The 12,907-nt window shown below is 73.6% G+C and carries 9 protein-coding genes; 3 read left to right on the top strand and 6 right to left on the bottom strand.

All coding sequences use genetic code 11. The annotated features are described in order from the left end of the window. Nucleotides 1-277 precede the first annotated feature (277 nt). The 3 genes from ACF1A1_RS19000 to ACF1A1_RS18990 all read right to left on the bottom strand — a co-directional run bounded on the left by ACF1A1_RS19000 (nucleotide 278) and on the right by ACF1A1_RS18990 (nucleotide 5,300). A complete protein-coding gene (locus ACF1A1_RS19000; protein WP_392001121.1) occupies nucleotides 278-1,069 on the bottom strand; it encodes a S1 family peptidase in 792 nt (263 codons plus the stop codon). Between the two features lie 264 nt (nucleotides 1,070-1,333). Then, nucleotides 1,334-4,150 (bottom strand): ATP-binding protein, encoded by a 2,817-nt coding sequence (locus ACF1A1_RS18995; protein WP_392001119.1) that lies wholly within the window; start codon nucleotides 4,148-4,150, stop codon nucleotides 1,334-1,336. Nucleotides 4,151-4,406: 256 nt separating this feature from the next. Further along, complete coding sequence (locus ACF1A1_RS18990; RefSeq protein ID WP_392001117.1) at nucleotides 4,407-5,300, bottom strand: response regulator transcription factor; 894 nt, start codon at nucleotides 5,298-5,300, stop codon at nucleotides 4,407-4,409. Between the two features lie 58 nt (nucleotides 5,301-5,358). On the opposite strand from ACF1A1_RS18990, the gene ACF1A1_RS18985 reads away from it, so the two are divergent. Then, the gene (locus tag ACF1A1_RS18985; protein ID WP_392001115.1) at nucleotides 5,359-7,029 is read left to right on the top strand and encodes an AMP-binding protein; all 1,671 of its coding nucleotides are present in this window, start codon (nucleotides 5,359-5,361) and stop codon (nucleotides 7,027-7,029) included. Further along, entirely contained in the window at nucleotides 7,026-8,627 is a 1,602-nt protein-coding gene (locus ACF1A1_RS18980; RefSeq protein ID WP_392001114.1) for an AMP-binding protein, read from the top strand. The genes ACF1A1_RS18985 and ACF1A1_RS18980 overlap by 4 nt, the downstream gene beginning before the upstream one ends. Nucleotides 8,628-8,689: 62 nt before the next feature. On the opposite strand, the gene ACF1A1_RS18975 is transcribed toward ACF1A1_RS18980, so the two are convergent. Next, the gene (locus ACF1A1_RS18975) at nucleotides 8,690-9,586 is read right to left on the bottom strand and encodes a hypothetical protein (RefSeq protein WP_392001113.1); all 897 of its coding nucleotides are present in this window, start codon (nucleotides 9,584-9,586) and stop codon (nucleotides 8,690-8,692) included. 178 nt (nucleotides 9,587-9,764) lie between these two features. Here ACF1A1_RS18975 and gcl point away from each other — a divergent pair, with 178 nt between their 5' ends. Further along, nucleotides 9,765-11,549, top strand: coding sequence for a glyoxylate carboligase (gcl, locus tag ACF1A1_RS18970; protein ID WP_392001112.1), 1,785 nt, complete (start codon nucleotides 9,765-9,767; stop codon nucleotides 11,547-11,549). 68 nt (nucleotides 11,550-11,617) lie between these two features. Here the strand turns inward: gcl and ACF1A1_RS18965 are convergent, their stop codons facing one another. Next, nucleotides 11,618-12,292, bottom strand: coding sequence for a TIGR04222 domain-containing membrane protein (locus tag ACF1A1_RS18965; protein ID WP_392001111.1), 675 nt, complete (start codon nucleotides 12,290-12,292; stop codon nucleotides 11,618-11,620). Between the two features lie 74 nt (nucleotides 12,293-12,366). Beyond that, complete coding sequence (locus tag ACF1A1_RS18960; RefSeq protein WP_392001109.1) at nucleotides 12,367-12,612, bottom strand: hypothetical protein; 246 nt, start codon at nucleotides 12,610-12,612, stop codon at nucleotides 12,367-12,369. Nucleotides 12,613-12,907 lie beyond the last annotated feature (295 nt).

Raw genomic sequence — 12,907 nt, 5'->3', positions numbered from 1 at the left:
TGACCGACGCCAGGACGCCCCGCGCCCTGATCGAGGCCGTCAACGGCGCGCTGGTGCCCTCCGGCGTCGCCTGATCCCCGACCGCGGCGCCCGGGCCCCCCCGGCCCCCCCCCCAGCCCCCCCCCGGGGCCCCCCGGGCCCCCCCCCCCCCAAACCCCCCCCCCCCCCCCCGCGGGGGGGGGGGGGGGGGGGGGGGGGGGGGGGGCGCGCGCGGCCCCCCCCCCCCCCCCCCCCCCCCCGGTACATCACCTGAGGGGTGCTCAGGAGGACTTTCCGGTTACGAGTTGACCTGTGCGGTCACGAGGCTGGAGAAGGTGGTCAGCCGGGTGTACACACCCGGGTAACCGGCCGCCGCGCAGCCCTCGCCCCAGGAAGTGATGCCTGCCAGGACGCCCCCGATGAGCAGGGGACCGCCGCTGTCGCCCTGGCAGGTGTCTACGCCGCCGGAGGTGTATCCGGCGCACACCATGTCGCTCGCGACGAAGTCGGAGCCGTACGAGCTGCCGCAGGTGGAGTCCGACACGACCGGGACGGTCGCCGTGCGCAGCTGGTTGGACGAGCTGCCACCCGAGGAGGTGGTGCCCCAGCCGAGGATGCGGGCCGTGGTGCCGGCCGCGTACACGCTCGTCTGGGAGGAGGAGACGTACGACGCCTTGGTGTACGGCATCGACGTCGACAGGGTCAGGACGGCCACGTCGTCGCCCTTGGTGGCGTCCGTGTAGTCGGGGTGGATCCAGATCTTGCTCACCCGGCTGACCGTGCCGTTCGTGCCGTTGAGGTAGGTGCGGCCGCCGACGACTCTGACGCTGCTGGTGGTCTCGCCGACCATGCAGTGCGCGGCGGTGACCACCTTCGTGGCCGAGACGAGGGTGCCGCCGCAGAACTGGTTCTGCGAGGCGTCCGTGATCTGCATCATGAACGGGTACGCCGTCGTGGTGGTCGTCGTACCGCCGACGATCGGCTGGGGCGCTGCGACAGCGGTGGGGGCGCTGAGCAAGGCCGACGCCGCGGCGGCAGCGGTCGCGGCGACGAGAGCCGCGGTCTTCTTGGCACGGTTGAGCCCGAACATGGATCTCCTTGCTGGGGGAGTTGCCGGTGGGGGGTCGCGCGGGTGTGGGGGGTGCACGGGGGCGCGGGACCGACCCCCGTGTGCCCGGGCGAGCGGCACGTCCCTTACGCTAGGGGCCGGCACCCTTGCGTCCCAATGAGGGAACCCCCTAAGGGAGTTGGGGAGGGAAAACCCTCGGTCGCCGCTCGGCGAACCCCGCGCGCCGAGCCCGTGCCGTGAACGCCCGTGCCATGAGCCCGTGTCGGCAGTTAACCCGCGGAATCGCTACTTCGCGTGACGCCCCGCCGCCAGTCGGACGATGTCCACCCGGGAGCGGATCCCCAGCTTGCGGTAGACCCGGGTCAGGGTCGCCTCCACCGTCTTGACGCTGATGAACAGCCGCGCGGCGATCTCCCGGTTGGTCGCGCCCTCCATGACCAGCGAGGCGACCTGACGCTCCATCGAGGCCAGCCCCTCCAGCGCGTCCGGCGCGGGCACCGGCGCCGGCTGCGCCGACGGCTCCACCGGGACGTCCGCGGCCGCCGCGTCGACCTGGCGCAGCCACGGCAGCGCCCGGCACCGCCGGAACAGCCGCGCCGCCTCGTCGTACGACGTCGGTCCCGGCCGCCGGGTGCGCAGCCGGGCCAGCGCGAACGCCGCCCGCGCCTCCTCCAGGCCGTAGCCCAGCTTGGCGAGCCGGTCCTGAACCGACGTCAGGCGGACCAGCGCGCCCTCCTGGTCGCCGCGCGCGGCCCGCACCAGCGCCTCCGCCCGGTCCAGCACCGCCAGGACGCTCTCCCGGCCCAGCCGCAGCGCGTGCTCGCGGGTGACGTCGATGACCTCCTGCGCCTCGCGCGCCTCCCCGACGCGGACCAGGGCCTCGGCGAGATCGCCCTGCCAGCGGCCGCGCGCCGGGTCGGTGATGCCCAGGCCCTGCTCCAGCTCCCGCACCCGGCGCAGGCTGCCGACCGCGCCCGCCGCGTCCCCGGCCACCAACTGGGCGTAGCCCAGCGCGGCCAGGGCCCGGGAGAGGTACATCTGGTCGCCGTCCTCCTCGGCGCGGTCCGCGGCCTCCCGGGCCAGCACCAGCGCCCGGCCGACGTCGCCGCCGGAGGCCTCCGCGAGGGAGGTGAGCATCGCGGAGGCGCCCAGGCCGATGCCGGAGTCGCGGGCCAGGCGCAGGCTCTCGCGGGCCAGGTCGAGGGCGCGTCCGCAGTGCCCGGAGCGCAGCTCGATGTCGGCGAGGAAACGCTGGAAGTGCACCTCGCTCTCGACCATGCCGCGCCGGCGCACCTCGCGCAGCAGCGCGGTGATGGTCGAACGGGCCTCGGGCAGCTGATCGCTCATCAGCAGCCAGCGGAAGCGGGCCGTGCCGGCGCCGTTGTGGTGGCAGGCCACGTACGGGTCCTGCGGCTCCTTCAGCGCGCGTTTGATGGTGGCGGGCGCGTCCGGGTGGCCCATCAGGGTCTCGGTCGACGCCTGGAAGGACAGCGCCATCAGCTCGGTGCGCCGGTCGCCGCCCCGCGCCGCCAGGTCGGCGGTGTGCGCGGCCTCCTCCCGGGCCTCGGCGAAGTCGCCCTCGACGACCAGCTTGCGCCAGGCCAGCCGGTAGTGGACCAGCGCGAGCAGCCGCGGGTCGTCGCCGGCGTCGGCGAGGGCCTGCGGGAAGACGGCGTCGACCTCGCCCAGGGACTGCCCGGCCGCCTCGATCACCACCTCCCAGGCCCGGACGCGCTCGGCGGGCACCGTGGCCCGGGTCAGCACCTCGCGCGCGATGTCCCGGGCGAGGTCCACCTCGCCGGCCGTGATGGCGTCCTCCGCGGCCCGCAGCCGGTGTTCGTCCGGGCCGGGCGTGTCGTCCGGCGGGGTGTGGCGGGCCGCGAGCAGCCCCAGCTCGGCGGCCGACGAGGGCGCGCCCCGGTCCCGGGCCAGCGCGGCGGCCTCGGCGAGCCGGGCGGCCACCTCCGGGTCGGTGCCGGTGGTCGCCAGGGCGAGGTTGCGGGCCCGCTCGATCGGGTCGGAGGCGGCCGTGGACAGCGCGGCGTGCGCGGCCCGCCGCTCCTGCGCGGGCGCCTCCGCGTACAGCGCGGCCGAGATCAGCGGATGCGCGAACCGCACGGCCGGCCCCTCGGGCTCCGTCGCCAGCAGCCCGAGCGCCGCCGCCTGGGCCGTCTCGGCCTCGGCGTCCTCACGGCCGGCCGCGTGCAGCAGCGCCAGGGTGGGGCGGGCGCCCGCACTGGCGACGAGGAGGGTGCGGCGGGCCTCGTCGGAGAGCATCTCCAGACGGCTGAGCACCAGGGCGCGCAGCGAGGTCGGCACGGGCAGCGGCTCGCCGGGGCGCGGCGGGGTCGGGTTCTCGCCGAGGGCGCGGCCCAGCTCCAGGGCGAACAGGGGGTTGCCGCCGCTGGTGCGGTGGATCTCGCGGACCGTGGAGCGGGGCAGGTCGGTGTAGCCGCGGTGGTCGAGCAGGACCGAGACCTGGGGGCGGGAGAGGGGGTGCAGGCGGACGGCCAGGGTGTCGGGCGGGGACGCGCGTAGATGACGGTCGTACTCCTGCCCCTCCGTCCGCACCGCGCACAGCAGTTGGACGGGGGTGTCGCCCAGGCGGCGGGCGGCGAAGCCGAGGAGTTCGGCGCTGGCGGAGTCCAGCCACTGGAGGTCGTCGGCGACGACCAGGACGGGGCCCGCGGCGGCGAGGGCGCGCAGCGCGGACAGCACGGCCAGGCGCAGGGCGAGCCCGTCGCGTTGCAGAGTCGATTCGCCGCGCCCGGTCAGGGCCGACTCCAGGGCGGTGCGCTGGGCGGCGGGCAGCCGGTCGGAGACCTCGTCGAGGACCAGACCGAACAGGTCGGCCAGGGCCAGGAAGGGGAGGTGCGATTCGGACTCGGTGGCCGAACAGCGCAACACGGTGCGGGCCGTCTCGCCGTAATCCGCGGCCAATGCCCGCAGCACGGTCGACTTTCCTATTCCGGCGGGGCCGTGGAGCAGCACACTGCCGCCGCGGGCCAGCTGGTCACGGGCGGCCGTGAACAGCTCCTCCCGGCCGATGACCAGGTCGGGGCGGCATCTGGCAGGCTCCGTGAAGTCCCGTCGCACGGTCACCGCTCCCTCCGTGTGTCGTGTCCGGGCCAAATTCTATTCAACGTTCGCTTGAAATCCGGAGGGACGGGGTGGTGAGGGATATAACAGCTGCGGCACAGGGAAATGCGTCGCGGTGGCCGGTGAATGGACGGTCGTCGCCCGGTGCCCTCCCTGGCGCGATCCGATCGCTCCGGCGGTGCCTCGCACCGTCGGTCCCTCACCCACGTCTCTCCTGCGGCGGCCCGTCGTACGCCCCTCCTCTCCACGGCCCTTCCTCCTACGGCAGCAGTCCCGCCCTCCGTGCCGCGACCACCGCCTCCCCGCGCGTGTGCGCCCCCAGTTTCCGCATCGCCGACCGGAGGTAGCCCTTGACCGTCTCCGGGCGCAGGCCCAGCCGCTCGGCGGCCGCCGCGTTGGTCGCCCCCGCCGCCACACACGTCAGGACGTCCAGCTCGCGTGGCGCCAGGGTCAGCTCCGGTGCCGCCCGGTCCGCCGTCAACAGCCCGCAGGCGGCCAGCAGTTCGGCCCGCAGGCCGGGATCGGTGATGCGCGGGGCCAGGGCACGCAGCGCCGCGTGGGCCTCACGGACCTGTTCCCAGCCGGCCGCCCCGGTACCGGCCTGCGGGCGCGCCGCCGACAGCAGGACGCGCGCCTCGTCCCCGACCACCAGCGACTGCTCCACGTCCCGCGCCACGTCGACGGCCGCGTTCAGCGTGCGGTCACCCAGCGGCTGGGCCGTCCGCAGGGCGCCGTACAGCACACCCCGCACCCGGCGCCGTACGACGACGGGGACCGCGAGGACCGAGCGCAGACCCTCCGCGGCCACCGCCGTGTCGTACTCGTGACTGATCTGCCGGGAGAGGGAGTAGTCGGTCACCGCGCAGGGGCGGGCCAGGGCGACCGCCTTGCCGCCGAGGCCGTTGCCGGAGGTCACCGCGAGACCGCGCAGCGCGGAGGTGGCCGCGCCGCTCAGTTCGCTGATGCGCGTCCGCTGCCGGCCCGGCTCCACCAGCCCGCCGAAGGCGACCGGCAGCCCGGTCACCCGCCGCAGCCGCGCCAGCGCGCCACGGATCTCCACCGCCCCGGCCGCGTCCGCTGCTGCCACCTGCCCGCCCTTCTTCGCGGCCCGTTCGCCGCGGTGACCCCCGTTCGGGGGTAGTGAGACCCGCATCACGGATTACACGATGACAGAGAGCCGCCCGGCAATGGTCCGGCAACCAGGAGGACAGATGACGACGGCGACAGAACAGTTCCGCAGGGCCCGGGACTTCCTGCTGGAACACCGCGAGGACTACGTCACGGCCTGCGAGGGCTTCGAGTGGCCCCGGCCCGAGCACTTCAACTGGGCCCTCGACTGGTTCGACGTCATCGCGGAGGGAAACGACCGCACCGCCCTGCACATCGTCGAGGAGGACGGCTCCGAGGTCCGGCTCTCCTTCGCAGAACTGGCCGAGCGGTCCGACCGGGTCGCCAACCTGCTGCGCGAGCGCGGCGTCGAGGCCGAGGAGCGGATCCTGGTCATGCTCGGCAACCAGGCCGAACTGTGGGAGACCGCCCTGGCCGCGATGAAGCTGCGCGCCGTCGTCATCCCCGCCACCCCGCTGCTCGGCCCCGCCGACCTGCGCGACCGCGTCGAGCGCGGCCGGGTGCGGCACGTCGTGGTGCGCGCCGAGGACACCGCCAAGTTCGACGAGGTGCCCGGCGACTACACGCGCACCGCCGTCGGCGGCGTGCCGGAGGGATGGCAGCCGTACGAGGACGCGTACACCGCCTCCGCCGACTTCCTGCCGGACGGCCCCACCCTCGCCGACGACCCGCTCATGCTCTACTTCACCTCCGGTACGACGGCCCGCCCCAAGCTCGTCGAGCACACCCACGTGTCGTACCCGATCGGGCACCTGGCCACCCTGTACTGGATCGGTCTGCGGCCCGGTGACGTGCACCTCAACATCTCCTCGCCCGGCTGGGCCAAGCACGCCTGGTCCAACCTCTTCGCCCCCTGGAACGCCGAGGCAACCGTCTTCATCCACAACTACACGCGCTTCGACCCGGCCCGGCTGATGGCGGAGATGGACCGCGCGGGCGTGACGACCTTCTGCGCGCCGCCGACCGTCTGGCGCATGCTCATCCAGGCCGACCTGACCCAGCTGCGCACCCCGCCGCGCGAGGCCGTGGCCGCGGGCGAGCCCCTGAACCCCGAGGTCATCGAGCAGGTGCGGCGGGCCTGGGGCGTGACCGTCCGGGACGGCTTCGGCCAGACGGAGACGGCCGTGCAGATCGCCAACAGCCCCGGGCAGCCCCTGAAGACCGGCTCCATGGGCCGCCCCAGCCCCGGCTACCGCGTGGAGCTGCTCGACCCGGTGTCGGGCGCGCCCGGCGCGACGGAGGGCGAGATCGCGCTGGACCTGTCGGCGCGGCCGGTCGGCCTGATGACCGGTTACCACGGCGACCCCGACCGCACGGCGGAGGCGATGGCGGGCGGGTACTACCGCACCGGCGACATCGGCGAACGCGACGAGAGCGGTTACATCACTTACGTCGGCCGCAGCGACGACGTCTTCAAGGCGTCCGACTACAAGATCAGCCCCTTCGAGCTGGAGAGCGCGCTGCTGGAGCACGAGGCCGTCGCCGAGGCGGCCGTCGTTCCCGCCCCGGACGAGCTGCGGCTGGCCGTGCCCAAGGCGTACGTCGTCCTCGCCGAGGGCTGGGAGCCCGGTCCCGACACCGCGAAGACGCTGTTCGAGCACTCCCGTGAGGTCCTCGCGCCCTACAAGCGCGTCCGCCGCCTGGAGTTCGCGCCGCTGCCCAAGACCGTCTCCGGCAAGATCCGCCGCATCGAGCTGCGCGAGGCCACCGCGGCGGGCTCGGCCGACGAGTACCGCGAGGAGGACTTCCGGTGAACAGCTACACGCACGGCACCGGCGGGACCCCGCTGCTCGGCGACACCATCGGCGCCGCCCTGGACCGGGCCGCGGCGCTGTGGCCGGACCGTGAGGCGCTCGTCGACGTGCCGTCCGGACGGCGCTGGACGTACGCGCGGTTCGTCGCGGACGTGGACGAGCTGGCGTGCGCGCTGCTCGCGAGCGGGATCGCCAAGGGCGACCGGGTGGGCATCTGGGCGGTCAACGGTCCCGAGTGGGTGCTGGTCCAGTACGCCACCGCCCGGATCGGCGCGATCATGGTCAACATCAACCCGGCGTACCGCACGCACGAGGTGGAGTACGTCCTCAACCAGGCCGGGGTCCGCCTGCTGTTCGCCTCCCTCGGCCACAAGACGAGCGACTACCGGGCGATGGTCGAACAAGTCCGCGCAAGCTGCCCGCAGTTGAGGGAGACGGTCTACTTCGGTGACCCGGGCTGGGACGCGCTGCTCGGCCGTGGCACCCCCGACCGGCGCGAGGAACTGGCGGCGCGAGGGCGCGAGCTGTCGTGCGACGACCCCATCAACATCCAGTACACCTCCGGCACCACGGGCTTCCCGAAGGGCGCGACCCTCTCCCACCACAACATCCTCAACAACGGTTACTTCGTGGGGGAGATGATCGCTTACACCGAGCAGGACCGGATCTGCGTCCCGGTGCCCTTCTACCACTGTTTCGGCATGGTGATGGGCAACCTGGCGGCGGCCTCGCACGGCGCCTGCGTGGTGATCCCGGCCCCCTCCTTCGACCCGAGGGCCACGCTGGAGGCCGTCCAGCAGGAGCGGTGCACGTCCCTGTACGGCGTCCCGACCATGTTCATCGCGGAGCTGAACCTGCCCGACTTCGCCACCTACGACCTGTCGTCGCTGCGCACCGGCATCATGGCGGGCTCGCCGTGCCCGGTGGAGGTGATGAAACGGGTGGTCGCCGAGATGAACATGGCGGAGGTGTCGATCTGTTACGGCATGACCGAGACCTCGCCCGTCTCCACCCAGACCCGCCGCGACGACGACCTGGAGCACCGCACCGGCACCGTCGGCCGCGTGCTGCCGCACATCGAGGTGAAGGTCGTCGACCCGGTGACCGGTGTGACCCGGCCTCGGGGCACGGCGGGCGAGCTGTGCACCCGCGGCTACAGCGTGATGCTCGGTTACTGGAACGAACCCGAGAAGACCGCCGAGGCCATCGACGCCGGCCGCTGGATGCACACCGGCGACCTCGCGGTGATGCGCGAAGACGGTTACGTCCAGATCGTCGGCCGCATCAAGGACGTGATCATCAGGGGCGGCGAGAACGTCTACCCGCGCGAGATCGAGGAGTTCCTGTACGCCCACCCCGAGATCAGGGACGTCCAGGTCGTCGGCGTACCCCATGAGACGTACGGCGAGGAGGTGCTCGCCTGCGTGATCCCGCGCGACCCCGCCGACCCGCTCACCCTGGAGGAACTGCGCGCCTTCTGCCAGGGGCGGTTGGCGCACTACAAGATCCCGAGCAGGCTCCAGGTGCTGGAGGCCTTTCCGATGACCGTGTCGGGGAAGGTGCGGAAGGTGGAACTGCGGGAGAGGTACGGGTCGTAGGGCCGGCGCGGCGGGCCGGGCCGGCATCGGGGCGGCCCGGCGCCGCGGCGGCGCGGGCGGGCTCAGGCGCTTCGCGCCTCCAACTCCTCGGCCGCCGCGTTGACCGGCTGCGGGGTGCCCGCGAGGTCCAGGACGAAGAGGGGGACCGCGAGGGAGTCGGCGCGGGCGCGGGCGTCGGGGGCGTAGCCGGCGAGGGAGAAGTACGCGCAGTGCGCGGACTCCGACATGGCCGTCAGCCACAGGCACTCCACGTCCCGCAGCGAGGCCGGGTGCACGCTGGGGTCGACGTGCGCCAGCAGCCCGCGCGCGGCGAGACCGATCCCGGAGGCGGGGCGCTGGTCGGCCCGCCGGATGTCCCGGTACCCGAGCCACCGCAGATAGAGCGCCGTCGCCGTGACCGCGTCACGGGCGGTGCGGATGGCGACGGGGTGGAAGGGGCGGCGGGGGGAGGACGACGGTGTGGTCTGCGGGGGCGTGGTGGGCGCTTCCTGCCCTGGAACCGCGTCCAACCGTGAAGCCGACTCCTGCCCTGTGCCTGGCTCCTGCGGTGGGCTCGGCTCCTGCGCTGTGTCCGGCTCCTGCCCGGCGTCCACCTCCTGCCCTGTGCCCGACTCCTGCGCTGGGCCCGACTCCCGCCCTGAGCCCGCCGCCTGTCCGGTGTCCGCATCCTCCTCCGGGCTGCTTTCGGTCCGCGGGCCGGTCATGGTCACCGGGATGCGCAGGACCGTGCCGCACGGGCAGCCCAGTTCCGGGCGGGGCCACTGGGCGCGGTGGCCGCAGGCGGGACAGGGGACGGTGACCCACTCCTCCTCCCAGGCCCGGTGCGCGACGGCTGTCGGAGCCGTGCGCGGGTCGAGCCGCGGCGCGACCGCTGAGCCGCAGACGCAGGGGTAGGAAGGCGCGGTGTAGAGGCGCTCGCGCCGGCAGGCCGGGCAGCGCACCGGCACGCTCTCGGACATGGCCCCCATCGTCCTCCGGAAACCCCCCGCTTGTCCGTCTCTTGACGCCCTTCCTCCCGGCCACCTACATTCCTTCCAGATAGTAGAAAACAATTTCCGCAATACGGAAGTATCACGTAAGGGCTCACCGCGGGGCGCGACGGGAGAGCGAATCCGACAGCCGAAGCAGGAGTACTCGATGGCTCGAATGACCGCTGCCCGCGCGGCAGTTGAGATCCTCAGGCGCGAGGGCGTCACCGCCGCGTTCGGTGTCCCCGGCGCGGCGATCAACCCCTTCTACGCGGCCCTCAAGGCCTCCGGCGGCATCGCCCACACCCTCGCCCGCCATGTCGAGGGCGCCTCGCACATGGCCGAGGGCTACACCCGCACCCACCCGGGCAACATCGGCGTCTGCGTCGGCACCTCCGGCCCGGCCGGCACCGACATGATCACCGGCCTGTACTCGGCCATCGGCGACTCTGTCCCGATCCTGTGCATCACCGGCCAGGCCCCGACCGCCGTGATCCACAAGGAGGACTTCCAGGCCGTCGACATCGCCTCCATCGCCAGGCCGGTGACCAAGATGGCGGTCACCGTCCTGGAGGCCGCACAGGTCCCCGGCGTCTTCCAGCAGGCCTTCCACCTCATGCGCTCCGGCCGCCCCGGCCCGGTCCTCATCGACCTGCCGATCGACGTGCAGCTGACCGAGATCGAGTTCGACCCGGACACGTACGAGCCGCTGCCCGCCTACCGGCCGGCCGCGACCCGCGCCCAGATCGAGAAGGCGCTCGGCATGCTGAACGCCGCCGAACGCCCGCTGATCGTCGCCGGCGGCGGGGTCATCACCGCCGACGCCTGCGCCCTCCTCGTCGAGTTCGCCGAGCTGACCGGCACCCCCGTCGTGCCGACCCTGATGGGCTGGGGCGCCGTCCCCGACGACCACGAGCTGAACGCCGGCATGGTCGGCCTGCAGACCTCGCACCGCTACGGCAACGCGACCTTCCTGGAGTCCGACTTCGTCCTCGGCATCGGCAACCGCTGGGCCAACCGCCACACCGGCAGGCTCGACGTCTACACGCAGGGCCGCACCTTCGTCCACGTCGACGTGGAGCCCACCCAGATCGGCAGGATCTTCGCCCCGGACTACGGCTTCGCCTCCGACGCGAAGGCGGCCCTGGAGCTCTTCGTCGAGGTGGCGCGGGAGCTGAGGGCCGCGGGGGAGCTGCCCGACCGCTCCGCCTGGGCCGCCGCCGCGCAGGAGAAGAAGGCGACCCTCCAACGCCGTACGCACTTCGACGACGTCCCGATCAAGCCGCAGCGCGTGTACGAGGAGATGAACAAGGCCTTCGGCCCCGAGACCCGCTACGTCACCACCATCGGCCTCTCGCAGATCGCCGGCGCCCAGATGCTGCACGTCTACCGGCCGCGCCACTGGATCAACTGCGGCCAGGCGGGCCCCCTCGGCTGGACCATCCCGGCCGCCCTCGGCGTCGCCAGGGCCGACCCGGAGGCGAGCGTCGTCGCCCTCTCCGGGGACTACGACTTCCAGTTCATGATCGAGGAGCTGGCGGTCGGCGCGCAGCACAAGATCCCGTACGTCCACGTCCTCGTCAACAACTCCTATCTGGGCCTGATCCGCCAGGCGCAGCGCGCCTTCGACATGGACTTCCAGGTCAAGCTGGAGTTCGAGAACATCAACTCCCCCGAGCTGGGCGGCTACGGCGTCGACCACGTCAAGGTCGCCGAGGGCCTCGGCTGCAAGGCGATCCGGGTCACCGACCCGAACGAGCTGGGGGCCGCCTTCGAGCGGGCGAAGAAACTCGCCGCGGAGTTCCAGGTCCCGGTCGTCGTCGAGGCGATCCTGGAGCGCGTCACCAACATCTCCATGAGTGGCACCAACGACATCGCCGGCGTCGTGGAGTTCGAGGAGGTCGCGACGGAGGAGTGGCACGCGCCGACGGCCGTCAGGACGCTGAAGGTCTGACCCGTCGCGCGTCGCGCAGGTGAGGGGCGGCCCATCCCGGGGACGGGCCGCCCCTCTCGCACGCCTGCTCAGTCGGAGCCGCCGCCTCCGCCCCCGCAGGAGTACGCCACACCGCCGGTGCCGCCGCCCCGGGGCGAGCGCGAGTGGAAACCCCTGTCCTCCGTCACCTCGGCCCGGGCGACCAGCCCCGCCCGCAGGGCGAAGCGCGGGACCAGGACGTGCAGGGCCGGTCCGCCGTGCAGGGCCACCGCCATCAGGATGCCGGACGTCGACAGGCCCCTGCGGCTCGTGGGCAGCGGGTGCTCGGCGTCCAGGGCGTCGAGCAGCCGCCGGGCGGCCCGGGTGCGGTGGGGCGGGAGGGCGCGCAGGAAGCCCGCGGACTTCAGGCCGGCGCGCAGTCCGGCGAGTTCCGACCGGACGCCGGCGTGGTCCAGTACGTCCGCCGGGCCCGCGGGCCGGCCGAGCGCCGCGTACACGGCCTCGGCGAGGGGCGGAAGCGGAGGCGGGGCCTGCCCGGCAGCCTCGGTGGACGCTCCCGAGGTCCGCAGTCTGCCGGGCCGGCCCGCCTCGACGGCGCCCCGCAGGTGCAGGGCGACCACGGCCACCGTGACGGCGGCGCGGGGGCCGCCCCGCAGCAGTGCGACCTCGTGCGGCTTAAGCCGCACGGTCCTGTCCGCGCTCATGGCACACCCCCTGGGGCGGGATCCGCCGCCCCCGTGCCGGCGGACCCCGCGTGACCACAATGTGCCCTCGAGCAGGGGTGGTTGAAGCCCGCTGAACCATGTTCAGAGGTTGATTTGAGGTTGGCGTACCCGGCCTACGTCTCCTGCTGTGAGTGGTGCTCCGACAGCCCCGGCCAGTCCTCCGGGCCGCCGCCCTGCCACTCGACGAGGTCGCTCTCCTCCACGTCGATCTCGTCCAGGTCGGCCAGCCGGAGGATCTCGACCACGTCGTCGAGATGCGTGGCGATCCCCAGGGGGACGTCACCCGCGGTGACCCGGCGGGAGCCGTCCAGGGCCGGGGCGTGGACCACGATGTGCGGGTTCTGCGTCGGATTGCCCATGCCTTCAGGCTGCTGCGGCCGGGACGGATCCGCACGCCGGGACGGCCGGACCCCGCCCCGGGCCGGGGCGGTGGCCGTCCGACGGCGCGAGGCCGGGCGCGACGGGACGTTCGCGCCGCCGGACGGGGTCCGGGGGTGCCGTGGGCGGGGACCGCGGCGGATGCGACGGAGCCGCCGGTGTCCTCCCTCTGGTCGAGAGGAGCACCGCGTTCCTTCACCACCGCACTGGCTCGCACGCCGCCGCGGTCCTCACCCTGCCCGCCGCGTGCCGTGCGACCACCCCTCATCCCGGACG

This window comes from Streptomyces sp. NPDC014995 (assembly GCF_043080745.1).
Lineage (GTDB): Bacteria > Actinomycetota > Actinomycetes > Streptomycetales > Streptomycetaceae > Streptomyces.
The sequence above is the reverse complement of the archived record's forward strand: the minus strand, read 5'-3'. Positions and strand labels throughout refer to the sequence as shown.

Bases quoted from the DNA above. Each gene is read 5' to 3' on its own strand.
- gcl (WP_392001112.1), top strand. From the start codon at position 9,765: ATGGCTCGAATGACCGCTGCCCGCGCGGCAGTTGAGATCCTCAGGCGC.
- ACF1A1_RS18975 (WP_392001113.1), bottom strand. From the start codon at position 9,586: ATGTCCGAGAGCGTGCCGGTGCGCTGCCCGGCCTGCCGGCGCGAGCGC.
- ACF1A1_RS18990 (WP_392001117.1), bottom strand. From the start codon at position 5,300: ATGCGGGTCTCACTACCCCCGAACGGGGGTCACCGCGGCGAACGGGCC.
- ACF1A1_RS18985 (WP_392001115.1), top strand. From the start codon at position 5,359: ATGACGACGGCGACAGAACAGTTCCGCAGGGCCCGGGACTTCCTGCTG.
- ACF1A1_RS19000 (WP_392001121.1), bottom strand. From the start codon at position 1,069: ATGTTCGGGCTCAACCGTGCCAAGAAGACCGCGGCTCTCGTCGCCGCG.
- ACF1A1_RS18960 (WP_392001109.1), bottom strand. From the start codon at position 12,612: ATGGGCAATCCGACGCAGAACCCGCACATCGTGGTCCACGCCCCGGCC.